A 24,618-nucleotide genomic window follows, 5' to 3' on the forward strand; every position below is an offset into this window, starting at 1 on the left:
TGATCTATTTGCCTGCAATCTCTAACGCTTTGGCTTGCAGCTTATCCAGTGACTCTTTGGGCGTCACTTTATCAAATAGCGCTTGCTGCACCGAAACCTGCATCTCTGTTGATAGCTGTCCGTACCAAGGAATGACCGGGCGATTCACGATATATTCATATTGTGTTTTGGATACGTTGATTAATTCCGGATTCGTCGCAATGACATCTTTATCCGCGAATAACGACTTCCAAATAGGCAGTGCATCTTTGGCATGTTTTTTCTGAAAATCCTTGGAAGCCATGAATTGAATGTATTTCCAAGTTTCATCCGGATTTTTACTATCTTTGGCAATGGATAATCCCATTCCGCCGTTGGCTGTGGCGCTCACGACTTTGGCCGTTCCGGGAACCATGGCAATCCCCACTTTATCGACAACTTTGGATTCCTTAGGATCGTTAGCCATACCGAACATATAGGTCCAGTTCAGAGCAAATGCCGCTTTGCCGCTGGAAAAAACACCCCTTACATCTTCTTCCAAGTACTCAGGCGAGCTTGGGTTAGTCAGCTTGTCTTTCATCGATTGGCGCATGAAGGAAAGTGCCTCCACATTCGCCGGAGCGTTCAAGCTTGGCTTCCCATCCTTGACCAACTCGCCTCCGAAGGACGCGCTCAGCAGCGTGAAATCAACCGCAAGCGCCTCAGCTTGCTTCCACGACCAGACGATCGGATACTCGACAATATTCTTGTCCTTCAATATTTTCGAATCTGCGATTAATTCATCCCATGTTTTCGGCGGTGAGCTGATGCCTGCTTGTTTGAGCATTTCTTTGTTATAAAATAAATATTTGACATCATTAAGCCAAGGCATCCCATACAGCTTGTTCTCGTACTGCATGGCACTGAGTGCGCCATCAAAAATATCCTTGCGATCCGCATCGGAAACTTTATCCGTCACCTCTTTGAGTAAATTCGCTTTAACGAATTTCGCTGTCCAAGGAGCATCAATTAATACCGCATCATAACTGCCGTTCGAAACCAGAATTTTCTGCTCCAAGGCTTCGTAAGGAACGAAAGTTGCCTCCACTTTAATATTGGGATTTGCTTTGATGAAAGCATCCGTTGCTTCATTGATCGCATCTTCGCTATAACCAGCTTGCTTCATAAAGAGCGCTTTAATCGTAACGCTTTTGGGTTTAGCAACCTCATCTTTGCCAGTTACACACCCAGCCAATACGCTCGAAAGTAAAAGCGCTGAAACAATTACAGAGAATGATTTCTTCATTAAACGACCCCCTAAGTGTATGTACTTTTTATAAATCGGTGTTGTAAACATCATATACCGAAGGAGATTTTCAGGACATTTACGATTTTGACTGAATTATGGACGATCTTGACTTCTGAAATGACTCTTCTTGAACTCCGTCGGATTCGTCCCGTACGTCTTATTGAATAGACGATTGAAATAAAACTGGTCTGAAATCCCGATGAGTTCCGAGACGGACTTGACGCTAAGGTCTGGATTTTTCAATAATTCCTTGGCCTTTTCCATGCGCAGCTCATTTAGAAAATTGACGATCGTTCTGCCTGTTTCCGTTTTGAATAGCCGCGCCAAATAGCTTTCATTCATATTCACTTCATTCGCAATCATCCCCAGCGTAATTTTCTGATCCATGTGCTTCAGCATGAATTCAATGACAGTGCGGATTTCTTTGCGGTATTTGGGCGATGAAGGGATCGCATATTGTCTGAAATAACCCACAGCTTGCACGAAAGCCGATCTGAAATCACTGAAATTTTCAGCTTTCTCCAGCTGCTTCCTATCCTGCTCGGGCAGAACATGGTACTCATGCTGCGCACTTGCTGATTCCCATTCATCGATCAATGCAACAATCGTTTTTTGGAATTGTGCCGGATGCACACATCGTTCTTCCGCGTATTGATAGATGTCATCCAAGCAATCGATAAGTCCTTCCATGGCTCCTAACTGAATGTGCTTTCTCATCTCCTCCAATTGGGACGGGAGAATGGCTTTGCCGGTATTGAACGCAGCCTCACGAGCATGGAACACAAGTGAATGATGCTTATAGAAACGCAGCCCAGCAGCGCATTTGCATGCCAAGTAAGCTTCTCGTACTTGCAGCAGCCCCGCAAAGGGATTGCTTATCACAACATTGACGACAAGATTGAGATACAGCTGAAGCATTTCGGTAATTCGTTTAGCCAGCTGCAGCTTGCCTGCATCGCTATCATACTTGCGATGATTCGGCAAAATAGCGAAATAATCACGATCGCTGATTTCCGAGAATTCCATAAAAAAAGAATCACTAACCAGCTCCGAAATGATGTTGCAGATCGAGAAATTCAAGGACTGTCTGTTCGTCCATTTACCGCTGCCCATCGTTTTATCATAGGCATCTATCGTAATGTACAATAAAAAACTTTGTTCACTGTCAATCTGAATATGCAGCTTTTGCGCTTGCATCATCGTTTCACGTTCTGACAAATAATTGTCGTAAACCAATTCGCGAAAGAAATTTTTCCGGGCCAGCATCAAATTTTCAACTTGAGCTACGGCCTTTTGCCTTTGAATTTCCTTGTCTTCCTTCTCCGACGACAGCTCGCTGGCTGCCTTTTTCAAAATATCCAGCAAATCATCCGGCTTCAGCGTCACCTTCAACAAGTAGTCCAAAGCGCCAAGTTTCATTGCTTCGCGTACCAAGTTGTATTCCCCGTGATTGCTCAGCACAATAATTTTCCCTTGGAAATGAGCAATTTCCCGCAGCTTCTGAATTAGCTCAAGTCCATTTATTTTGGGCATCTGCAGATCTGTAATGAGAATATCGGGATCATGCTGCTTGACCATAGCAAGAGCTGCTTCCCCGTCATCTGCCGCTCCTATCCACTCATACCCGTGCTGCTCCCAAGGAATCATCATTTTCAAGCCAATTCGCATGATTTTTTCATCATCCACCACAAGCACTTTGATCATCCCTGCTACCTCCAGTCGCATTAAAAGGCATCGTCAAGCTAACCTTCGTACCCACACCTATTTCACTTTGAATTCGAAGACCATACTCTTCGCCAAAATGCAGCTTGATCCGCTCGTTGACATTGGATATTCCGATATTGGAAAGCCGCTGCTCCGCTTGATTCACGGAATCCAGCAATTTCAGAGCCTGCTGCATGGGCATGCCTTTACCGTTATCTTGAACAGTGATTTCGATCCGATTTCCCTGCTTTTTAGCCCCGATCCTAATCTTATTATCAGCATTGTTTTCATCCAGCCCATGAATAATCGAATTCTCAACAATCGGCTGTAAAATAAATTTCAGAACGCGGCTGTCCATTAAACCATCTTCGATCTGATAGTCAATTTCATACAGCGCTCCAAAACGAAGCCTTTGAATCACCATATAATTCTCAATGTTTTCCAGTTCTTCAGACAAAGAAATCATTTCTTTGCGATTGACAATCGTATTCCGAAGCAGCTCCGCCAGCGCACTTAGGCCGTCGCTTACATTTGTCGCTTGATTCAATACAGCCGTCCATTTGAGAGAATTTAATGTATTAAACAAAAAGTGCGGATTAATTTGCGCCTGAAGCATCTGAAGCTCAATCTCTCTCTTCTTAATCTGCTCTTCCTTCGTATGCTCCACCAAATCACTGATTTGCTCAACCATCGTGTTGAATTTCCCCGATAAGAAGCCAATCTCATCCTTCCCAAAGTCTTCATTGCTCGTCTGTAAATTCCCCGAAGCTACATTCTTCATGGAGTGGGTTAGTTGGTGAAGCGGTTTCGAAATGCTGCCTGAAATGACAAACGTCAAGAGAAGTGAAACTAGAAAACACACAATACAAACCACCAGCAGATAAGGCAAAATAGACCTGGATTCTTTATTTAAATAGGAAGAGGGAATCGTTGTCACGAGATACCACCCGGCCGCAGAGTCATAGGAAAAAGCAACCAAAGCTGTGTTGTCCTTTATTTTGGCAGTAAAAGCACGCTGGCCTTCCTTCTCGTTCAAAGCAATTTGGTTCATCAGACTGCGTTCACTCAGCTTAACCCCCACAGGAATGGCCGCACTTCTTGAGGAGAGCACACTGCCCGCAGTATCAATCATAAACAGATCTGCTCCCTCCCCCATGTTGACATCCTCATAGATGTCACGGGAGTACAAGCTTTCCTTTATCGCGATAAACACATAGCCGATCGTATGAAACCAATTGGAGCGCGAGTGGATTTCCCTCGCAAGTACAATACAATCCACCCCATTAACAGTCACAACATGCGTCCATATATCGTTGCCCTTATGCTCGTTAATCTGCTTCACTAGTGGTGCTATATCATCAGGGCGCAGCTTATCATAACCCAAATCATAGACCAGCTCTTTGGATGAATTATAAATCTGCAAAGACTTCATATAATCCAGCATTTTACGGCCGCTAAAAGTTTGGTTCACCTCATAATACGTGTCCATAACCGCCTGATGATCGATTAGGGTAGCATTCTGCAGGTTCGTTTGAACCAGATTATTCGTTATCACTTGATCGCTTAGATATTGAATCTTCCGATTCTCCCTGTTGATTTCATCGCGGACTTGATCCAAAATTTGCAAAGAATAGGCACTAATCTTAGAGTTAATAGAATGGATTGACTTGGTATAAACAATCAAAGAGGTCGTTATTAACGGTAGGAGGGAAACAAGAAGAAATGAGGCAATTAACCGATTCTTAATTTGTGATTTGCGAAGCAGGCTGACAATGAATACCCATATGTTCCATTTCTGTTTGATGCTGCGTACGATGCCGATCCTCCCCTTATCATAATGCAGGTAAGTAGAGCGAATAAAATTAAAGGGCTTAAACTTTCAGTGTTAAAAAAGAGTGGAATTGAAATTCCATATAGGTGAAGTTTACCACAGCTATATATAAAATCAAGGCTCATCTTATCGATAGTGAGTGAAATGGCGCTATCCATTCAAGCCTAAATAAACACTCCCCTGAAATGAATTTATGTAATACAATGATTGTAAAAATATGATTCATGATAAAAAGGAGGAATCCATACGGCTATCACATTCGCTATAGTCGGCGGCGGTTGGCGGGCAGCTTTTTTTATGCGCATCGTACAAGCGCTCCCGGATCGTTTTGAGGTTTGCGGCGTTGTCGTACGCAACGAGGAGAAAGGACGGGCATTCGAGGAGCAATGGCGCGTGCCAACGTTCCGAACGACCGAAGACTTATTGAAGGCTGCTTCCCCTTCTTATGTTGTTCTTTCGGTTCCCATGGCACAAACGCCGGCATTGATCAAACAATTCGTGCATGAAGGGATTCCCGTCCTCACTGAAACACCGCCTGCGGCTGATCTAGAGCAGCTCAATCAGCTCTATCAAGACATCGGGCCGGCTGCCAAGGTGCAGGTGGCAGAGCAGTATGCATTCCAGCCGCTGCATGCTGCGCGTATTGCCATCGCGCAGTCCGGCATGCTGGGCACAGTTAGCCAAGCGCAAGTGTCCGTCGCCCATGACTATCATGGCATCAGCATCATGCGCAGCCTCCTTGGCATTCGCTTTGAAGATGCGCGAATTCGGGGTTACAGCTTCGCTTCTCCGATCGTTAGCGGACCTAATCGCGAGGGTGCCCCCGTTGAAGAAAAGACATCCATCTCGAAGCAAGTCATAGCTCACCTCGAATTTGGGGACAAGCTGGGTGTATTTGATTTCACCCGTGATCAATACTTCTCATGGATTCGGTCGGAGCGAGTACTCGTGCGTGGAGATAAAGGCGAGATCAGCAACAAGAGGGTTGCTTATTTGCAAGACTTTCAAACGCCCATAGAGATGGAGCTTAGGCGACTGAATGCAGGGGAATACGGCAACCTTGAAGGCTATTATCATAAAGGCATTCTGGCCGGCGACAAGTGGGTTTATCGCAATCCTTTCCAGCCAGGGCGTTTAACGGACGACGAGATTGCGATTGCGACCTGCCTTCAGAAGATGGGTGAATACGTACAAGGCGGACCGAGCTTTTACAGCCTAGCGGAAGCGGCTCAGGATCACTATCTAGGCATGATGGTCACCCTTGCGGCTGATTCGGGGGAAACCATTCAAACGAGCAAACAATCATGGGCATCCGTGTAACCTTTGCATCCAAACCAAATACCCCCTAAGGTACCACGCATACAAAGTGGCCTCCTTAAGGGGCATCATGCCTCAATTTTCAGAAAACCTTCTTCTCCTCCCGATCATCCTTCAATATTTCAACAGCCTCCCGAAACCGCAAGGAATGCACAATCTCCCGCTCCCGCAGAAATTTCAAGCTGTCCTGCAAGTCGACATCATCCGTCAGATCAATCAACCATTGATAGGTAGCCCTCGCTTTCTCTTCCGCAGCAATGTCCTCGTAGAGGTCGGCAATCGGGTCTCCCTTGGCTTGTATGTAAGCGGCCGTCCAGGGCACGCCAGAGGCATTCTGATAAAAAAGCGCCTTGTCATGAGCCACGTAATGATCATCTAGGCCAGCTTCCTTCAGCTGTTCGAGCGTTGCGTCTTTCGTGAGCTTGTAAACCATTGTTGCGATCATCTCAAGATGGGCGAACTCCTCTGTGCCGATATCCGTCAGCAGCCCAACTACCTTATCCGGAATCGTATACCGCTGATTCAAATACCGCAGCGCTGCGGCAAGCTCTCCATCTGCCCCGCCATATTGCTCAAGCAGAAGTTTGGCCATGCGAGGATCGCATTTACTGACTCTAACCGGATATTGCAGCTTTTTTTCATAAATCCACATGCTTAGTCCTCCTTCTCAGACTTGCCACGGCCAGGGGGGTTCTACCCACTGCCATGGATGTTTGGAATAGGCGTGACCGAACGGCATCAGCGGACCGAATTCCAGCTCGAATTGATTCGCAAGCTGCATTCTTTTTTGTGCGAATTGATTGTATTGCTGCAAAGCCCCTATATCTTCAGGATGCGTATCCAAATATAAGGTCAATTCGACTAGAACAAAATCTACCGCTTGCAGATCATGAAGCTGCTTGTAGTAAGACTCAGGTACCATAGCGTGGCTCATCGTTATCGCACTCCTTCAACGTCTTTGGCTTCATACGGTCCGTAAAGCGCTGGCCAGAGAGTCCCTCTTCTCAAAGCTTCGTAGGGGCTGAATTGCGGCAATCCCGGAGGCTGAAAATTCAAATACAATTGCGGCGGTGTGTTATAGAATTTCACACGGACCGGCGGGCAAGGATCAAAAGGACTGATGTAGGGATAATACTTTTTGAATTGCGATTGCATATGTCTCCTCCTTTATTTTCAAATTCCGTGCAATTATCCATAGCGCCAAATGCCTATATGTTCGTTATATGCAGCAGGACTTGGCCAAAATCACATGATTTCCAACATTTCCAACTGGTCTAACCCTATTGTTAGCGGCTACAATAAGATCAGTTCTCGACATTTCACCATGAATGACAACAGGAGGGAATGATGATAATCAAATCCAAGCTACTTCTTGCCGCCGCACTTGCAATGACGGTTTCTGCAAGCAGTCTAGTAGATGCTTTGCCTGCATCTGCCGCAGCCGCTTCTGCCAGCAGCACACAGCTGACACAAGGAATGAGCAGTTCCTCCGTATCTGAGCTGCAGCAAAATTTGAAAACCCTCGGATTTTTTACATATCCTACGGTAACCGGTTACTTTGGAACGATTACGACACAAGCTGTTAAGGATTACCAGAAAGCTTATCTTTTGCCGCAAACAGGTGTTGTTGATGTGACCACGAAGACCAGCATTTCCCATGCCATAACGAAGCGCGCGTTGCTCGCTGATGCACTTACGTATGAGCATGTCCCTTATGTATGGGGCGGCAGCACCGCGGCAGGTTTCGATTGCTCCGGTTTCATCTATTTCATGTTTCAGAAATTTGGAATTCCTGCCGCACGGACGACCGCCAAGGCGCTTTTCGACAGCGGTGCATCGGTCAATACAAGCCAATTGCAACCAGGCGACCTCGTATTCTTCGCAATCGCTGCGCCCGGAGTCGTGGATCATGTCGGCTTCTACATGGGGAACGGCCAGTTCCTATCCGCCACGCGTTCCGCGGGGATTTATCCTCAAGCACTTATGAACTCGTATTGGGGACCGAAATATTTGGGAGCCAAACGGGTATTTTAATGAAAAAAGTCCTTGCCTTGTTGCTGTTTAGCAACAAGGCAAGGACTTTTGATTATGCAAACGAGAATGTGCTGGATTAGTCCAGCTTAATGTTTAATTTCAACAAGCCTGCTTTGCGCATAGCCTGATAAATAATTACGACCAACGGACCTAGGAATAGTCCCGTGATCCCTAACAGCTCGAAGCCCAAATACAAACTAATCAGCGCCGCAAGCGCGTTAATGCCAACTGCATCGCTTAACACCTTAGGTTCTACAATCCTGCGGAATATCGTCAAAACAAGGAACAGAATCAATAATCCCACGCCCATCCCTGTATGTCCAAGCAGCAGTTGATAGGTGAGCCACGGTATAAAGACAAGTCCTGTACCGACGACCGGAACGAACTCCATGACCATGACCAGCAGCGAAATCGCCAGCGGGTATTCCGCATTCAGCAGCAATAACCCCATGAACGTAACCAAGTACGTCAATACTGCCATGATGAGCTGTGCCCGAATGAAGCCAAAAATAGCTTCCCGCAAATAGACAAGCACATGTTCCATTTTATCTTTGGTTTGCTCTTCAAACATCGAAAGGAAGGCAATTTTCAGCTTAGGCAAGCTGTACATAAATAGATACAACGCGATGACGTACACGATCATTAACATAAATAAATTCGGAATTTTCCCTGCCATGTTTAAGAAAAATCCAGAGATCCCGGTTAGGGCATCGGTTAAAGCGCTGGTTAAGGTTGCCGTGCTTCTCTCCACCCAGCTTTGTACCTGTGCAGCCATTTCCGGTGATAAGGAATCATAGAATACCTGCGTTTTCAAGACAGCCTGATCGACATATTTATTGACTTCAGCCATGTAATTTGGCGCTTTGCGGCCGAGATCTATAATCTCAGTGACAACATTCAGGCCGATGAAGTAAACCAATGTCAAGGTTAGCAAAGTGAACAATGTACTGATGATGGTTGCTGCAACAAATCGGTTCACCTTGATGATACGTGTAAGAAGAATCGTCAACGGGTCCAAGAATATAGCCGTCACGAGTGCGAGTAGAAAGGGAAGCCCTATGGTAAACAAGCCGTAAAGCAAAATCATGCCAAGCACCATAATTAAGGCCGTCTTAGGCGACATAGGGATTCCTCCGCTTATTCATTTCCGGGTTTTACTTGATTTGTTTTGGTAATGTGAATACGTACGATTCGCAAGCGATCTACTTCCGATATCTCAAACACATGATTGCCGAACTCCACGGTTGTTCCCTTAACAGGAGCGCCTTCGAGCTTCTTAAACAGCCAACCGCCGATCGAATCCACATCCTCATCTTCAATTTCAAGATCAAGCATGTCATTCAAATCTTCGATCAATACACGCCCGTCTACGGATGTATACTTTTCCTTCACTTCAACACCTGGGCGCTCGTCAGTATCAAATTCATCATGCAGTTCGCCGACGATTTCCTCCATGATGTCCTCTAGTGTGAGGAGTCCGGCTGTACCGCCGTATTCATCCACAACGATAGCCAATTGAGAATGCTTTTTCTGCATTAATTTCAAAACACGACTGACTTCCATCGACTCGGGAACATTGAGAATCGGCCGGATAAAGCTTTTTATCTCCTGTTCGACATCCGGGTCGGCTGTCAGTAGATCAACAATATGTACAAAGCCAACAATGGTGTCTTTATCCTGTGTGGCTACAGGGTATCGGGTATGTTTGGTTTCATGAACGATCCGCAAGTTTTCAATAAAGCCAAGCTCCAGAAACAGACAATCCATGTCCGTTCTAGGCAGCATAACTTCTCTGGCAATACGTTCGGAGAATTCGAAAATATTATCGAACAGCACCATTTCATCTTGATCAATGTGGCCGCTTTTCACACTTTCATCCATCAGGATTCGAATTTCTTCCTCGGTATGAGCGGCTTCATGCTCGCTGGCGGGTTCAACCCCGACCCAAGACAGAAATTTATTCGCCGTTCCATTGAGCAGCCAAATGATCGGACGAAATATCTTATAGAAATAAAGCAACGGTGCCGAGAGCCACAAAGAGGTTAACTCCGGTTTTTGAATCGCGAATGACTTCGGTGCCAACTCCCCAAGCACGATATGCAGAAAAGTAATGATTCCAAATGAAACGATGAAGGACACGGCGCTTGTATACACCGAAGGTTCCACACCTAATTTGTGAAAAAGAGGTTCCATTATCAGATCAGCAATCGCCGGCTCGCCAACCCACCCTAAACCGAGAGAAGCAAGTGTAATCCCTAATTGGGTAGCAGACAAATAAGTATCGAGCTTGGACGTTACCGTATTGGCAAATTTCGCTTTGCCGCTGCCTTCATTAACCAACTGCTGGATACGCGATTGACGCACCTTCACAAGTGCAAATTCCGCAGCAACGAAGAAACCATTAAGCAAAACTAGAAAAATGACCAATACCATGTTGAGAACTATCGTACCGAAATCAAAGGACGTATGTGGCAATTGCGTATATCTCCTTCAGAATAGATGATTTAGATAATAGCTTTACGGTTCTTAAAATCAACAGTTCGGTAATACGAATCGGCTACCAAAAGATTGGGACCGCAGCATGAAGCCGCACTGCAGAAACAGTTCACACGCTGATTCAAGGGATTATGCTCCCAACGGGCAAATATGGTATCAAGACCGTCATTGTGAATGCTGCCTAATGGCGGTTCGTTGGCAAAGTCCGTCACGAACACTTCGCCTGTAAAAGTGCTTACGTTCAGCCGGTTCCGGCCGTCAGGGTCATTCCTGACCGTTACGTTCGGTTCTTCGCGAAGCCTTTTGACCAACAACCGATCCTCCTGCAGTTCATTGCAAGCGAAGAAAGGCAAAGTCCCAAACAGCATCCACATCTCAGGGTTGCGGCTGTCTAGAAGCCGATGGATACTCGTTCTTAACTCGTCCAGAGAGACCATCGGCAGATGCGAGGCGAATGAGCTCGCATACATGGGATGAACCTCATGCCGCTTACAGCCCATCTCATTAATCAGCTCGTGAATCTGCGGCAATTTCTCATGTGTTCGCGTATTAATCATGGATTCGGCCGAGACATACAGCCCGCCTTTGCTCAGCGCAATCGTATTCTCAACCATCCGCTCATACATCCGAGCCGCGGTTTCTTGTCCAACTGGCCGCTGGGCATTCACAAAGCCGACCTGATGGAAATCATCGGCATTCAAGTAATTGAATGAGATATGCATCACATCCAAATAAGGAGCAAGCAGCTCATAACGTTCCAGATCAAGGGTTAAATTCGAGTTGATTTGCGTACGAATGCCACGCTCGCGCGCGTACTTGAGGATCGGGAGCATATAATCTTTGACAATCTTGATATGATAGGAGGGTTCTCCGCCTGTCAAACTGATTGTCTCCAAATGTTCGACCTCGTCAAGCTTATTCAAAATGACCGGCAAAGGAATGCGAGGTCCTTCTGTCATAGTAAGAGAATCCCCTACCGCACAATGCTCGCATCGCATATTGCACAGATTTGTTATGGTCAATTCGACACTGGTTAATACATGTTTCCCAAATTTACGATAAGACCGAATCGGGTCCCATGGATCGTAAGACGGGGTTAGCTCCGGTAAGATGGAGTGTGTTCCATTCATATTCATGCTGTATGCACCTGACCTATCATTTCCTATTCACTTGCCCAAATGTTGCTATCATGGCTATACCTATGCCCTATATTGTAACTTATGATTGAAAAAAAAGAAAACGGCCACAAGGACCGTATCTGTCAATTACGGCTTATCTGCCGCTTTATCTGTTCGGATATGCAGCCATTTTGGCGCCCACCAGTTCGCATTGCCTAACAATTTCATCAGCGCGGGAACCAGCATGACGCGAACGATCGTGGCATCAATCAGAACCGCAAGACCCAATCCGAGACCAAGCGCCTTCATAATTTCGATATCCGTGAAGATGAAGGACCCTACGACCACAACTAGAATGAAAGCAGCGCTCGTAATTAAGCTCCCTGTTTTTTTAAGGCCTTCTGCTGTACTCTTATCATTGTCACCGCTTTGCTCGTATTCCTCCATAATTCGTGAAATCAGGAACACCTCGTAATCCATGGATATCCCGAAGACAACACAGAAGATAATCACTGGCAGCGTCGCACTGATATAACCGATCGAAGTGATATGCAAAAGATCTGCCAAATAGCCGTATTGAAAAACTAACACCACAATCCCCAGACTTGCCCCTAAGCTCAGCATGTTCATGAGCACTGCTTTGAGCGGAAGCAAGACAGATCGGAAAGCGAAAAGAAGGACGATATAGGTAATTCCCATAACGAAAATCAGCACCGCCGGTATTTCATTCTGGATTCGATCTATAATATCCAGACGATAAGCAGGTCCGCCCGTGACCGCTATCACCAAACCATCCTTGCTTACGCGGCGCAGCTCGCGTACCAGCTCGTCCGTTGAAGGGTCATCCGTGTCCTTCTCTGGGACAACAATCAACAACGCGGTATGCCCTTTGGCTATTTTATTGTCCTCGATCTTCGACTTCACACTGGCATCCTTCAGCATCCTCGCTAAGTCTTGATCCGAATGCTGCCCCAGAGAGCTAATGAAGCTCTGCACTTCCTTCACGCCGGATACGCCTTTCACCTGCTCGCTATAGGCACGAATCAGCCCTATAGATGTCTCATCCCATACCTCAGCTTCCGTATGGACAACGATTTGAATAGGGCCCGTCATGCGCGGATCATACGCAGCCTTGAGCAAATCAGCCCCGTACCGCGATTCATAGTTCGGGGGCAGTACTTCCGCATTAGGCACGCTTAACTTCATATGACTGATAGGTGTCATCGTATACAGCAAAGTACCGCCCACGAGGACAACTAATAGAACAGGCCGTCTCATTACGGTATAAGCAATACGTTCCCAGAATTGGGACGTTTCTTGTTTGCGAAAGCGCTTCGGCAAAACTTGCAAAGAATTGATTTTTGTCCCCAAAATACCTAATAAAGAGAGCAGCAGCGTATTGGCTACGACTACGGAAATCGAAACGACGATCACGCCGCCTAGGCATAAGGATCGGAAAAACGTTAAATCAACGAACAGCATGCCGATTAATCCAATCAGGACAGCGATGCCAGAAAAGAAAATCGATTTTCCCGCGGTCTGGCACGTCATAGCTACCGCTTCTGCGACACTGTTTTGACGCTTGAGTTCTTCCCGAAATCGGCTAACGAGAAACAACGCATAATCAATACCGACAGCCAGACCTAGCATGGTCACCATATTAGGCAGAAAATTCGATAAGGATTGATGCTGCGCAATAAAATAAGTGATGCCCAGCGTCAAGGTTACGCTCATTAATCCGACAATCATCGGAAGCAGCGCAGCGACCAAGGTTCCGAATACAATCAATAAAACGATAAGTGCAATCGGAAGGCCAATTGCTTCTGATTTAGCAATATCATGCTTGCTGGCTACCTGCATGTCATGCAAAATGGCAGGTCCGCCCGTCACATACACCTTCATCCCACTGGGCGGATGTACAAGTCCCTTAAGTTCCGGGTATTTCTCTAGAGCCGGATCGGTATCCAGCTTCAAGGACAGCGTGACAGCTTGTACATTCCGATAGCCTTCATTTCGCGGTGTCGTGACGAACTTTACGCTTTCCACATAAGGGAGCTGCTTTAAATCATTCAGTGAATCCATGATCGTTTGTTGATGCCGTTCTTCCGTCATATCCAGCCCGTCGCCTGTATATACCAAGTTCAGCTGCGTAAGCGGGACACCCAGTTCATCTCGCAGCTGGATGAGGCCCTGATCAGACTCACTGCCCTTAGGCGTGAAGCCATTGTCCTTCAACATGCCAGGCGTTTGCTGTGCAAACATCGCAAAGCTGAGAAGCAGCACTATGCCAATGGCCAATACGAGCCAGCGGAAGCGGTGCATGGCATATCCCCATCTCCAGAACTTCCCTTTAACCGTCGATTCTCTCACAAGCGTACCCCCTAGATTCTCGCAAAAAGAACCTGGGAGCCCAGGTTCTTCTAGTTCGTTATCTATATTGTATCTCAAAGAAGTGTCGGTATATGCGGATCTGTCCCCAGATCATCCACTTTAATTTCGCCAATTTCTGAAATCAAGACAGAAAGTCTCTTGGACAGATCAATTTCGTAGGGCTCTTTCAATACGGTTCCCGCTTCATCCTGCAAGACGCGTACGATTGGTCTTTGGGGTACGGCCATGTTTAATTTGGAAACAATCCCGTATTCGCCGGTGTTCAGCCGCACGGTAATTCCTAATGGATAGATGGCAATTTTGTCGCGGAACAAGGCGATTTGGCTCTGGTCGTACATCGTCGTTGATCCAGCGAACAACTGCTCCATAGCTTCATGGGGAAGAAGCGGCCTTCTGTACACTCTTGTCGTTGTCATCGCATCATAGGAATCCACAAGCCCGATCCATTTGGCAAATTCATTAATATCCGATCCCTGCAGACCACGCGGATAACCGCTTCCGTTGACACGTTCATGATGCTGAAGCGCGCAATGCGCCGAAATTAGCGGAATGTTCGGTTCTTCCTTCAGAATTTGAAAGCCATAGTTCGTATGGTTTTTCATTTCCGTGAACTCTTCTGGTGTCAGTTGCGAAGGCTTGCGCAGAATACCCAGCGGTACTTTGGTCTTGCCAATATCATGCAGCAAAGCGCCTAGTCCCAGTGTTTCCAAATTCTCGCGGCTGTAGCCGTAGCTGATCCCCAGCATAATCGCATAAATACTCACGTTGACGGAATGCTGGAAAAGATAATTATCTTTAATATTCATATTATTGAGCATAACCATTGCCCCCTGATGGGCGCTTAAGTCGTCAATAATCATCCTCATTACATCGCGAAAATTTCTTCCAATATCATAGTAGCTGACAGCCCCGCGCTTATTCGAATCCTCCATCACTTTCTTGAATGTATTTCGAATTTCGATGACAGCTCGGGTTCTCGTTTCGTCTTGGATGATGTCCTCTTGAATGACATCGTCCGTTCTTGAATCTTCTATGTAGATATAATCGATACCATACGAAAAAAGCCGATCAATTAGTCTCTGAGTTAGCTCCACGTTAACGGCCAACAACACCATACCATCGTCGTTGTAAATATTCTTGGCCAGCCTCATTCCAGGATGACACATGTTGATCGGCATTAACAGCATTTAAGGACCCCCGCTAGCTGAGCGTTATTTTCTATCTAAATGTAATAGATTTCACAAAAAAGTTCAACAGAAAAAACCGCATCATTCGACGCGGTTCGCTAAATATTTGAAATATGATTACTTTAAGAACATATAAAGTGCAAAAACGATAGCTACGGCAAACCGATAGTAAGCAAAATACGTTAATTTCATGTTTTGAACAAGCTTGATAAAGGAAACAACCGCTAACAAAGCGACGATGAAAGCTACGATAAAACCAACTGCGAAAAAGGGTAAATCCGTGGAAGAAAGAGCGTCATAATTTTTCAAAAAGTACACGCCTGATGCGCCGAACATAATTGGAATTGCCATGATGAACGTAAAGTCAGCAGAAGCTGCGCGGCTTACGCCAGACAGCATGCCCCCGGCAATCGTAGAGCCGGACCGTGAGAATCCTGGCCAGATGGAGACTAGCTGCCACAGCCCGATGAAGAAAGCCTGACGATACGTTAAGTCATCCAGAACCATCGTACTCGGCTGGGCTTTTCTCTTTTCAGCAATGATCAGCAGAATCCCGCCCAAGACCAGACCAACGAGAACCGTCGTGGTGTTAAACAGCTTCTCATCGACAACATGGCTAAATTTCAAACCAATCACACCTGCAGGCAAAATACCGATCAGGATATGCAGCAAGTTCAACTTCTTGCCAGTTCTGCTTTCACTTTTTCTTTTCACTAAACCAAACAAGGATAAAATACGTTTCCAATAAATGATCACGACAGCCATAATGGCCCCCAATTGGATGACAAAATCAAAAGTTTTCATCACTTGATCATTTTCTGTGTTCAGCAAGCTTTGCGCTAGAATCATATGCCCCGTAGATGAGACGGGCAAGAACTCGGTCAAGCCTTCGACGATCCCAATGATGATCGCTTCAAAAATAGTATGCATGGTTTCCCCCTAAATTGTGAGAGTTAATTAATTGATGCCTGTCCAATTATCTATTCTACTTGCAACTTGGTGATTCTGACAACTTTTTTGATAAAGCTTTACACGAACTACATAATTTCAGCTTGCCGAAATACTTAGATCCGTGAACCGCAAGCTTTGACTTTGGACGATCGCTTCCTCGTCCCGCAGCTCAGAAGCCAGTATATCGCGAATAAATTCAGGAAGCATATAGGTCACTTCCTTCCCCCGGCTTAGCGATAAATAACCGGAGCCGAACGTAAACATATCAATCGTACCCACCACGTAGTCACGATCAAGCTCAAGCAGCTTCTCGCCAACATACACGGCGAGAATTCGCTCATAGGGTGCGCGGGAGCTATCCAGCTCGACGGTTATCCCGTCGACGCACAGCACGCCCAGCACCTCGCCCCGGAAGCCGAAGCCGCGAATCGGCTTCTCCATGAACTCGCCGATCAGCGACTCCTCGAGCGCTTGCAGCAGATCCGCCCCGCTGAGCAGCAGCCGGCAGGGGTTGATCGGCCCTGGGCAGATGTCCAGCAATCTGCCTTTGGTTAACCGCCCCTCCTTCAGTCCCTGAAGGAGTTGGCCGCTGTTGACCAGCCCGATCTCGGCGCTGGTCCAGCGGCGAAGCCCTGCGGCAAGCAAGTTGCCGAGCGGGGATTCGCCGTACCAGTCCAGGCGCAGCGGCTGCCGCAGCTGCGTCACTTCCTCATCCAGCGCCGCTGCGCCGGCGATGCGGTAGTGATCCAGCATCGCGGCCACGCTGCTGTCTTCCTCGTGTTCCGCCGTCATCGGGACGACGCGGCCGTGCAGTTCCACGATTCGGCGCTGCGCCGAATCGTAGGCAAGTTCAATGTGGCCGGCGTACTGACCATACTTGCCGGCCGCACAAATATAGGTGCCGCGCAGAAGAAGCGGCTCCTCCAGCACGTGATGGGTGTGTCCGCCCAGAATCACGTCGATCCCCTCCAGCTCCTCAGCCATCCGCTGATCCATTCTCAGCCCCAAATGGGACATCACAATCAGGATGTCCACTTGAGGGCGCAGAAGCCGAATTTGAGCTTCTACAGCCTCGATAGGATCAGTGACAAGCCACCCTAGCAGCTCGTAATAGATTTGATAGGCCGCAGTAACGCCAATTAATCCAATCCGAAGACCTGATTTCTCAAGGATGTGAGAAACTTGCATCCACTCCGGCGTCTGATTCGTCGCCATATCGATAATGTTGCTGCCAATAATAGGAAACCTTGCATGGTTTTTGACAACGGCGCTGAGCAGATCCGGGGTAAACGTCAGTCCCTCATTATTTCCGACCACCATGGCCTCATAACCGGTTGCATTCATAATTTCCAAGTTCGCAATCGCATTCGTACCTTCTGTTTCAGGTCTCATCCGGTCCATATGATCGCCGATATCCAGCGTCAATACCTGATCAGCCGGCCACAACCGACGAACACGATCAAAATAGGCGCTGATTTTGGGCATTTGTTCAAAATGACTATGTAAATCATTCGTATGTAAAATTACTAGTCGTTGCAAAGGCACAGACAAACCAGTCACCACGCTTTCCAGACTTCTTCCAGTGAGACTCGATTTTTGAACCCGAAGGTCGACTCTTCTCCGAGCGAAGGATCATGCAGAAACCAGATGTTCACGATGCTTTTGACATTCAGACATTCACTGCTGCCATCAGGTACATAAAGTCGTATCGGATATCCTTTTTGGAGGGGTTGTCCCTCCTGTTCGTATAGAAACACAGCTTTCTCTACCTCAGACCACGGCATAAGCGCTTGGAACTCATCCACAGCCTCTACTTTAACATGAGTTGGTTCATCCAAAGCCTTGCCTGCATGGCTGGTTTTCCAGCTTCGATACCAGTCTTTTAAATCAAACGCATTCCCCTGTACTTCAGGAACCCGCGTTTCAAGGGGCAGCTTATGCTCAGCAAGCTCAACCATTTGGGCGACCGTAAAATCTTCCGTTGCTATATGGATGTCTGACACTCGTATGTGGGTTTCCAATGACATACAATCCGATCTCCTTTCAACCTAATAACTCCGATTGGCCTCTCCAGAGGCTTACCCATTATACCATTTTCAGGGCAAAATATGATATGCTGTAGGGGATTCCTACTATATAAGCCATTAGGAGCAGACTCATGAAACTTCACATTCACCTATTCGCAGGTCTGGTTGACCTGTTCGGGACTTCTGTCCTACACATAGACATTCAGCAAGAAACGATCTCTATTGAACAACTCAAGGAACAGATCGCTGCTGCTTATCCGACGGCATCCGAGCCCCTGCAAACTTGCTTCTTCGCCAAAAACCAAGCCTATGCCGGCAGCCAAGAGATTGTCACCGAAGCAGATGAGCTTGCGCTAATCCCCCCAGTCTCGGGAGGGCAACCCGCAAACTATGAAATAACGTACGAAACCATTGATGCCGCCTCCGTAGCTGCGAAAGTCAACCATCCGAATCATGGCGCTTCCCTTGCTTTTATCGGCACGACACGGGAAATGACCTATGGGCAGCGCACCGTCCTTCTAGAATATGAGGCCTACACCCCTATGGCACTCAAAACCATGGAATCCATCGGCCAAGAAATAGATGCGAAGTGGCCTGGTACACTTTGCGCCATTACCCATCGTTTGGGCAAGGTCGCTATTGCCGAAGCGAGTGTAGTTATTGCCGTTTCTTCTCCTCACCGGGCGGATTGTTACGAAGCAAGCCGCTATGCGATTGAGCGCTTGAAGCAAATCGTACCCATTTGGAAAAAAGAGATATGGGAAGACGGTTCCGAGTGGAAAGGCAGCCAAACTGGGCCTTGGAACCCGCTCGAGATACCCGCCACTGAATAAACTCGATTGGAGATGAGCGACCTTGAACTCACATTCACATGTAGATAACCAACCAATAGATCACGTAGATGCCCGTTATTCCAGACAAATCCTCTTCTCCCCGATCGGTGCGGAAGGGCAGCGCAAGCTGGGGGAAAGCCGCGTCGCCATCGTTGGCATGGGAGCACTTGGTACCGTACTTGCCAATCATATGGTACGTGCCGGGATCGGCTATGTGCGTCTGATTGACCGCGACTTCGTCGACACCAGCAATCTGCAGCGTCAAATGCTGTATGATGAGGAAGACGCTAACACAACAACACCGAAGGCTATTGCTGCCGCAAGACGGCTGCAGCTCGTCAATTCACTTGTTGCCATCGAACCTCACGTTACTGATCTCAATTCCACGAACGCTGAAGACTTATTAAGCGATGTGGATTTGATTCTCGATGGCACCGATAATTTCTCCGTTCGCTTCCTCATTAATGATGTGAGCATGAAGCTTGGAATTCCTTGGATCTATGGCGGTGCAGTTGCCTCTCGAGGCGTCTCTTTAACCATCATTCCCGGACAAACGCCTTGCTTGCGCTGCCTGTTCACCCAGGCTCCCGCTGCCGGAACAGCTGAAACCTGTGATACGGCCGGCGTTATTGGCGGCATCATTCATGTCGTTGCTTCCTTTCAATCCACCGAAGCCCTGAAACTGCTTATTGGCGCAAAGGAACAGCTGAATCTCAAAATGCAGCAATGGGACCTATGGTTCAATCAGCACTCCGCGATTCGGGTCGATGGCGCATTGAAGCCGGATTGTCCTGCCTGTGCGAAGAAGCAGTATGAGTATTTGGAAGCACATCTCGAGAACGACACGATTCAATCCTTGTGCGGACGGAACTCGGTCCAGATCCAACCTATTGTCCCCTCCACCAAGTCGCTTGACGATTGGGAAGAACGTTTGAAACCTCTCGGACCGGTTGAGAAGAATCGCTTCCTTCTTAAGTTTCAAGCTGCCCCTGATTTGCATATGGTCATTTTCCCGGGAGGCCGTGTCTTGATTCAAGGGACCGATGATTTAATTCAGGCCAAAAGTCTTTACAGCCGTTATATTGGGATGTAGTATATTACCATATACCTACTGATTATAGGCCTAGGAGAGGAACTTCAATGCACATTCATGTCTTGCAATTAATCGTTGGCGATAAACTGATTTCCGATTCTTACAATTCGTTAGGCCTTCACTTGCTATCCTCTGGAACTGTGTTGGATGCAGGCGATATTCATATGCTCAATCGCCACAATGTCGAATATGTAGATATCCTGCCCAGAAACACGATTGGAGCAGAACTCGAGCCAAGTGAAGTTCCCGTTCGTAAAGCCAATGCCCTGCAATTATCTTCTTTTAGCAACTCTATTACAGCTATTAAAGATATCTTCACTACCGTAGGAGAAGGCGGTTTAATTGATAACGATGTTGTTGAGTCCGCTTTCAATCCTTTAATTGACAGTTTTCAGGAAGAAAAAGACGTAGTTTCCTTGCTGCTTTCCTTAACCAGCCAAGATGACTATACGTACCAACATAGTGTACAAGTCGGCATGCTTTCCTATTACATAGCCAAGTGGATGAACAAAAGCGAAAAAGATGCGCTTTACATAGGAAAAGCAGGCTACCTCCATGATATCGGTAAAAGTAGAATTCACCCGGATATCCTGAACAAGCCTGCTAAATTGACGAATGATGAATACAATGAAATTCAAAAACACACGATTTATGGCTACGAAATCATTAAGAGTTCAATGAAAGATAACACCCTAGCCCTTGTTGCCTTGCAGCATCATGAACGCATGGACGGGTCCGGCTATCCCATGCGCAAGAAAAGCACCGAAATTCATTCCCATTCCTTAATTATTTCGGTCGCTGATGTCTATAGCGCGATGATCTGCAACCGTGTTTATCAGGAAAAGCGTGATCTCCTTATTGTTCTGAAAGAACTGCATCGCATGAGCTTTGGACAGTTGGATCCGAAAATTACGCAAGTGTTTATCCGGAACATGATTCCTAACTTTATCGGCAAAAAGGTGTCGCTGAGCGATGGACGCGTCGGGCGGATCGTCATGACGAATCCCTCCGATTTCTTCCGACCGCTCATTAACATCAATAATGAATTCTTGGATCTGTCTCAGCTGCAAGACGTCGAAATCACGCAAATCGCAATCGAATAAGAATTAGCAATTAAACAATTAAACTGCTGACTGCAATCGCAATTCCAATATATACTGCAGCCAGCAGGGTGCCAACCGCGACATTCCCTTGCTTCAATTGATCAGACAGCTTAACCCCTGGCGTCAGCCAATCGAACACCCAGTAAGTAGCGACCACGCAGACGTACCCCGCAGCAAACCATAAACTCATATGCGAGATGGATGAATTAGTATAAGCCGCAATGCCTAGAACAATCGCTGTTGCGACAAATTGGCCCCCCATAGAAATGCCAACCGCGACATTCCCATTGTTGACCTCCTCCATTTCACGATAAGGCGTCATCAAGCTGAAAATATACATGCCCCCGAATTGCAGCAGGACAATCACGAATAAACTGACTACAACGTTAAACACTATCACTCTGCCCACCCCCGGAATTTCGCCATTGATTGATCATAATTGCTGTAATCATGCACTTCTTCTAAAATCACTTGCACATCCTTCTTACTTTTGAAATCCGTATAGCGCTCTTCTGGGATCGGCTGCTTCACTTTCTGCCCCGTTGGCAGCTCGACAACAGCGAAGTAGCGGAATTTGCCATCCAGCTCCGTTTTGTAGACACCAACTAATTTGACCTCCGTCTTGATTTCGACCTTCAACTCAGCCAAATCCTTGTCCGCTTCCTCTTTCGTTTTGAACGTTTTGATGGGCTTCCATTGCGACAAGGTCACATCATTTTTACCTTGACTATCTGCCTTCATCGTCGCCTGTATGGAGCTTAACACCCAGATCTGTTCACCGGTTGCAAAATTCTGATCATTGGAAATACGTTCATTATTCGGCAATAAGACCATGTCGCCATCCAACAAATCTCCGACCTTTGCTTCCCGAACTTGATAATCCCAAGGTACATCCCCGGTCACGCCGCTGACGCTTGATACATCTCCCGATGCCGTCTTGCTCGAATCGGCTAGCTTCTTATCTGCAGCAACGCTGCATGCCCGAGAAATCAGAAAAAGTACAAAAACGACTAGTACCAATATCCAAATTCGCTTTTTTTTCAAGGTGCCTTCACTCCAATCGCTACAAATTGACTCGTATTGCCTGTGATTATTCCGCCCGCTCTCCCCAAAAGTCCGCAAGGCGTGCCATTTAATACAAAAAGCCCCGTTAACAAATGCTTCTTCCCTTGAGCAAAAGAAAGCTCCGGCAAATCAGCACGCTGCTGATATACACGTTCAAAAAATACACTTGTATCGAATCCAGCCTCATCTTTAACCTCAATGTCTCCTTTGGCGTCATAAAGCTCTACGGAACCGCCCTCTCTGCCGAACATCGATTTGGACACGTAATCTCGTGTGAGCAGCGGTTCTGTATAGGTAGGCAGCATATAGCTTGCAATAGCCTTATGTTCATCAGTTGTATAGATGGCATCATTGCTTTCATGCAAGCTCCAAATCAAAGCCTGTAAGCCTTTGGATTGCAAAATGACGGCATGTAAAGGATTGAACAGCTGAATGAACTGCTCCTCTATCGCATAGGCTAATGCTTCCCCGCCATCATCCACGCCCATCCATTCCTTCGGATAAAGCGCAAACATTTTGGTGATGATGTGCTCCTTCCCTACTTTTACAACACCTTCATCAATCCATAGGTCCAGAGTGTCCACACAGGTCATCTGTCTTCCGCTATGTGCTACAAATGCGTCTATTGTCCCTGTATCTTCCATATGCTCGCCATAGGCCGTACAGGCCGCGTAGTCAGGTGCTTCAATTGCCCAAGCTGCCCGAACGAGGTCTTTCATCGCATGATTGGGGGACTCGATTCCTTTGGCCTCGCATAACCAAGGCGTCGCGATCGCTGCTTCAACATATCCCGTTGGTGTATCCGCGTTTAGTTCCAAAAGCTTAATTCGGCCATCCTGATTCACCGTAAAATCAAATCGCGCATACCGGCTAATAAAGCCCGTATCGTTCGGTTGGAGCCGATCCAACCCATCCCACAGCACTTCCGGGATCGACAACTGCCTGTATAATGCGCGGCTTCCTGTGACATATCGGACAGCTTTATCAAACACACGCCACAGCCATTCAGCAGCGTGAATTAATTCATCGTAAGATGTTCGATCCATCAGCACAATCTGATCAATCCAATATTCCTCGGTTGCCAGATCCGCCCAAGTAAATCCCAGTTCGGCCAGCTTCGTCACCTGAGCTTGTCGATCTGGCGAAGGTGATCCTATCACTTCAAACACCACAAGGTTAACCTCCTGAGCTGGATGAAGAACTGGATGATGAGCTGAAGCCGCTTGACTTGCCGCCAATACTGCCGGAAGACGTTGAAGTCGATTTGGAAGATGACGATCCACTGCTGCTGACCGATCCCGAAGAGCCAGAATTCGTTGAAGAACTTTTGGACCCTGAGGTTCCCGAAGTTCCTGAGGTTCCTGAAGTTCCTGAAGTTCCTGAGGTTCCTGAAGTTCCTTTCGTCCCTGAAGATGAACCTGAAGCACTGCTTGGTGTATTGGGCGTTGTTGAGCCCGATTTTGCTGTTGATGATTTATTGGTCGTAAACGTTCCTGTTCCGCTTGATGTTGTCGGGGCTTTGGTTGTGGAACGATTCGTAAATGTGCTTGGTTGGTACGTTTTGCTCACATACGGTGTATTAGAACGATAATAGGAAGAGCGATGATTGCTTCCCCAGTTGTTCGAAGAATACGGGCTTACTGTATTAAAAATCAAATGATACAATAACAAATCATCCCAACCGAACCCGCTGCCGCCGCTAACTTGATTTACGATAATCGGTGCCGTGCCGCTGCCGGAGCTTGAATCACCCGATGTGGAGGAGTTCCCCGTCTCCTTCGCGGAAGGAATGGGCAAGCTCCAATCCAAGGCAGGGTCGAAAAACGCTTTCACCTCGTCCGTAGACCATTCAACCAGCTTGGCTGAACCTGCATTCGGCTTAGGAGACTCCGCGGCATGCGCCGGGAGAAGCAGCAAATGGCCGGCAAGCATAATCCCTAGCGAAGCTGAAAGTACTTTGAGCGGTCGCTTCACGGCCGATTCACTCCCCCTTCTGAATTTACTGATACCAATAAAATCTCAAACACATTCAAATCCAAATTCAATCTGCCTTCAATCATTTCATACTCCTTGCCGTTAACCAGAAGAAAATTAGCCACATTCAAAGCCGAAATCAGCTTGTCATCCCAGGGACGATCACTAATTTTTTGCAGCTGTCCGTCCACCATTTTTTCGTAAAGGGTAATATTCATCGAATTATT

The 24,618-nt window shown here is 46.9% G+C and carries 24 protein-coding genes; 5 read left to right on the forward strand and 19 right to left on the reverse strand.

The features are described from left to right. Positions 1–4: 4 nt before the first annotated feature. From BC351_RS39435 to BC351_RS39445, 3 genes are all read right to left on the reverse strand, one after another. Positions 5–1,264, reverse strand: coding sequence for an extracellular solute-binding protein (locus BC351_RS39435; protein WP_079421153.1), 1,260 nt, complete (start codon positions 1,262–1,264; stop codon positions 5–7). A 96-nt stretch (positions 1,265–1,360) separates the two neighbouring features. Beyond that, entirely contained in the window at positions 1,361–2,971 is a 1,611-nt protein-coding gene (locus BC351_RS39440) for a response regulator transcription factor (RefSeq protein WP_158082388.1), read from the reverse strand. Next, on the reverse strand, positions 2,946–4,598 hold the full coding sequence (locus BC351_RS39445) for a cache domain-containing sensor histidine kinase (protein ID WP_079421155.1): 1,653 nt from the start codon (positions 4,596–4,598) through the stop codon (positions 2,946–2,948). Before BC351_RS39445 ends, BC351_RS39440 begins: the two co-directional genes overlap by 26 nt. 468 nt (positions 4,599–5,066) lie before the next feature. Between BC351_RS39445 and BC351_RS39450 the strand changes: the two genes are divergently transcribed. Continuing rightward, positions 5,067–6,122: a Gfo/Idh/MocA family protein gene (locus BC351_RS39450; RefSeq protein ID WP_341866055.1), complete on the forward strand. Its 1,056-nt coding sequence runs from the start codon at positions 5,067–5,069 to the stop codon at positions 6,120–6,122. A gap of 79 nt (positions 6,123–6,201) precedes the next feature. Here the strand turns inward: BC351_RS39450 and BC351_RS39455 are convergent, their stop codons facing one another. From BC351_RS39455 to BC351_RS39465, 3 genes are read right to left on the reverse strand one after another with little or no spacing between them, the layout of a single operon-like run. Then, positions 6,202–6,771 (reverse strand): manganese catalase family protein, encoded by a 570-nt coding sequence (locus tag BC351_RS39455; RefSeq protein ID WP_079421157.1) that lies wholly within the window; start codon positions 6,769–6,771, stop codon positions 6,202–6,204. Between the two features lie 15 nt (positions 6,772–6,786). Next, positions 6,787–7,053 carry a spore coat protein CotJB gene (locus BC351_RS39460; protein ID WP_079421158.1) on the reverse strand — a complete coding sequence of 89 codons (267 nt, stop codon included), beginning with the start codon at positions 7,051–7,053 and terminating at the stop codon, positions 6,787–6,789. Between the two features lie 2 nt (positions 7,054–7,055). Beyond that, a complete protein-coding gene (locus BC351_RS39465; protein ID WP_079421159.1) occupies positions 7,056–7,274 on the reverse strand; it encodes a spore coat associated protein CotJA in 219 nt (72 codons plus the stop codon). 189 nt (positions 7,275–7,463) lie between these two features. On the opposite strand from BC351_RS39465, the gene BC351_RS39470 reads away from it, so the two are divergent. Beyond that, a complete protein-coding gene (locus tag BC351_RS39470; protein WP_079421160.1) occupies positions 7,464–8,153 on the forward strand; it encodes a C40 family peptidase in 690 nt (229 codons plus the stop codon). 76 nt (positions 8,154–8,229) lie between these two features. On the opposite strand, the gene ytvI is transcribed toward BC351_RS39470, so the two are convergent. The 8 genes from ytvI to BC351_RS39510 form a co-directional block, all read right to left on the reverse strand. Further along, positions 8,230–9,276 carry a sporulation integral membrane protein YtvI gene (ytvI, locus tag BC351_RS39475; RefSeq protein ID WP_079421161.1) on the reverse strand — a complete coding sequence of 349 codons (1,047 nt, stop codon included), beginning with the start codon at positions 9,274–9,276 and terminating at the stop codon, positions 8,230–8,232. Positions 9,277–9,290: 14 nt separating this feature from the next. Further along, on the reverse strand, positions 9,291–10,586 hold the full coding sequence (locus tag BC351_RS39480) for a hemolysin family protein (RefSeq protein WP_079421297.1): 1,296 nt from the start codon (positions 10,584–10,586) through the stop codon (positions 9,291–9,293). Positions 10,587–10,657: 71 nt separating this feature from the next. Then, positions 10,658–11,785, reverse strand: coding sequence for a radical SAM/CxCxxxxC motif protein YfkAB (gene yfkAB, locus BC351_RS39485; protein ID WP_079421162.1), 1,128 nt, complete (start codon positions 11,783–11,785; stop codon positions 10,658–10,660). A gap of 129 nt (positions 11,786–11,914) precedes the next feature. Next, the gene (locus BC351_RS39490) at positions 11,915–14,137 is read right to left on the reverse strand and encodes an MMPL family transporter (protein WP_244209333.1); all 2,223 of its coding nucleotides are present in this window, start codon (positions 14,135–14,137) and stop codon (positions 11,915–11,917) included. Positions 14,138–14,211: 74 nt separating this feature from the next. Further along, positions 14,212–15,345 carry an HD-GYP domain-containing protein gene (locus BC351_RS39495; protein WP_079421163.1) on the reverse strand — a complete coding sequence of 378 codons (1,134 nt, stop codon included), beginning with the start codon at positions 15,343–15,345 and terminating at the stop codon, positions 14,212–14,214. A gap of 117 nt (positions 15,346–15,462) precedes the next feature. Then, a complete protein-coding gene (locus tag BC351_RS39500) occupies positions 15,463–16,275 on the reverse strand; it encodes an undecaprenyl-diphosphate phosphatase (protein ID WP_079421164.1) in 813 nt (270 codons plus the stop codon). Positions 16,276–16,392: 117 nt separating this feature from the next. After that, on the reverse strand, positions 16,393–17,841 hold the full coding sequence (locus tag BC351_RS39505) for a bifunctional metallophosphatase/5'-nucleotidase (RefSeq protein WP_244209334.1): 1,449 nt from the start codon (positions 17,839–17,841) through the stop codon (positions 16,393–16,395). 11 nt (positions 17,842–17,852) lie between these two features. Beyond that, entirely contained in the window at positions 17,853–18,323 is a 471-nt protein-coding gene (locus BC351_RS39510) for a molybdopterin-dependent oxidoreductase (protein ID WP_079421165.1), read from the reverse strand. A 131-nt stretch (positions 18,324–18,454) separates the two neighbouring features. Here BC351_RS39510 and BC351_RS44060 point away from each other — a divergent pair, with 131 nt between their 5' ends. The 3 genes from BC351_RS44060 to BC351_RS39525 are packed head-to-tail and all read left to right on the forward strand — an operon-like array spanning position 18,455 to position 21,352. Continuing rightward, complete coding sequence (locus BC351_RS44060) at positions 18,455–19,156, forward strand: molybdenum cofactor biosynthesis protein MoaE (RefSeq protein WP_079421166.1); 702 nt, start codon at positions 18,455–18,457, stop codon at positions 19,154–19,156. Between the two features lie 22 nt (positions 19,157–19,178). Beyond that, positions 19,179–20,249, forward strand: a complete 1,071-nt coding sequence (locus tag BC351_RS39520; RefSeq protein WP_079421167.1) for a ThiF family adenylyltransferase — start codon at positions 19,179–19,181, stop codon at positions 20,247–20,249. Positions 20,250–20,296: 47 nt separating this feature from the next. After that, positions 20,297–21,352 carry an HD-GYP domain-containing protein gene (locus tag BC351_RS39525; protein ID WP_079421168.1) on the forward strand — a complete coding sequence of 352 codons (1,056 nt, stop codon included), beginning with the start codon at positions 20,297–20,299 and terminating at the stop codon, positions 21,350–21,352. A gap of 10 nt (positions 21,353–21,362) precedes the next feature. Here BC351_RS39525 and BC351_RS39530 read toward each other — a convergent pair whose 3' ends face one another. From BC351_RS39530 to BC351_RS39550, 5 genes are read right to left on the reverse strand one after another with little or no spacing between them, the layout of a single operon-like run. Further along, entirely contained in the window at positions 21,363–21,752 is a 390-nt protein-coding gene (locus BC351_RS39530; RefSeq protein WP_079421169.1) for a DUF350 domain-containing protein, read from the reverse strand. Continuing rightward, entirely contained in the window at positions 21,749–22,396 is a 648-nt protein-coding gene (locus BC351_RS39535) for a hypothetical protein (protein ID WP_144028684.1), read from the reverse strand. The genes BC351_RS39530 and BC351_RS39535 overlap by 4 nt, the downstream gene beginning before the upstream one ends. Beyond that, the gene (locus BC351_RS39540) at positions 22,393–23,589 is read right to left on the reverse strand and encodes a glutathionylspermidine synthase family protein (protein ID WP_079421170.1); all 1,197 of its coding nucleotides are present in this window, start codon (positions 23,587–23,589) and stop codon (positions 22,393–22,395) included. Before BC351_RS39540 ends, BC351_RS39535 begins: the two co-directional genes overlap by 4 nt. 4 nt (positions 23,590–23,593) lie before the next feature. Further along, complete coding sequence (locus BC351_RS39545) at positions 23,594–24,391, reverse strand: hypothetical protein (protein WP_079421171.1); 798 nt, start codon at positions 24,389–24,391, stop codon at positions 23,594–23,596. Then, entirely contained in the window at positions 24,388–24,609 is a 222-nt protein-coding gene (locus BC351_RS39550) for a hypothetical protein (protein ID WP_079421172.1), read from the reverse strand. The genes BC351_RS39545 and BC351_RS39550 overlap by 4 nt, the downstream gene beginning before the upstream one ends. Positions 24,610–24,618 lie beyond the last annotated feature (9 nt).

Origin of the sequence: Paenibacillus ferrarius, from assembly GCF_002027705.1 — a bacterium.
Classification (GTDB): Bacteria; Bacillota; Bacilli; order Paenibacillales; family NBRC-103111; genus Paenibacillus_E; species Paenibacillus_E ferrarius.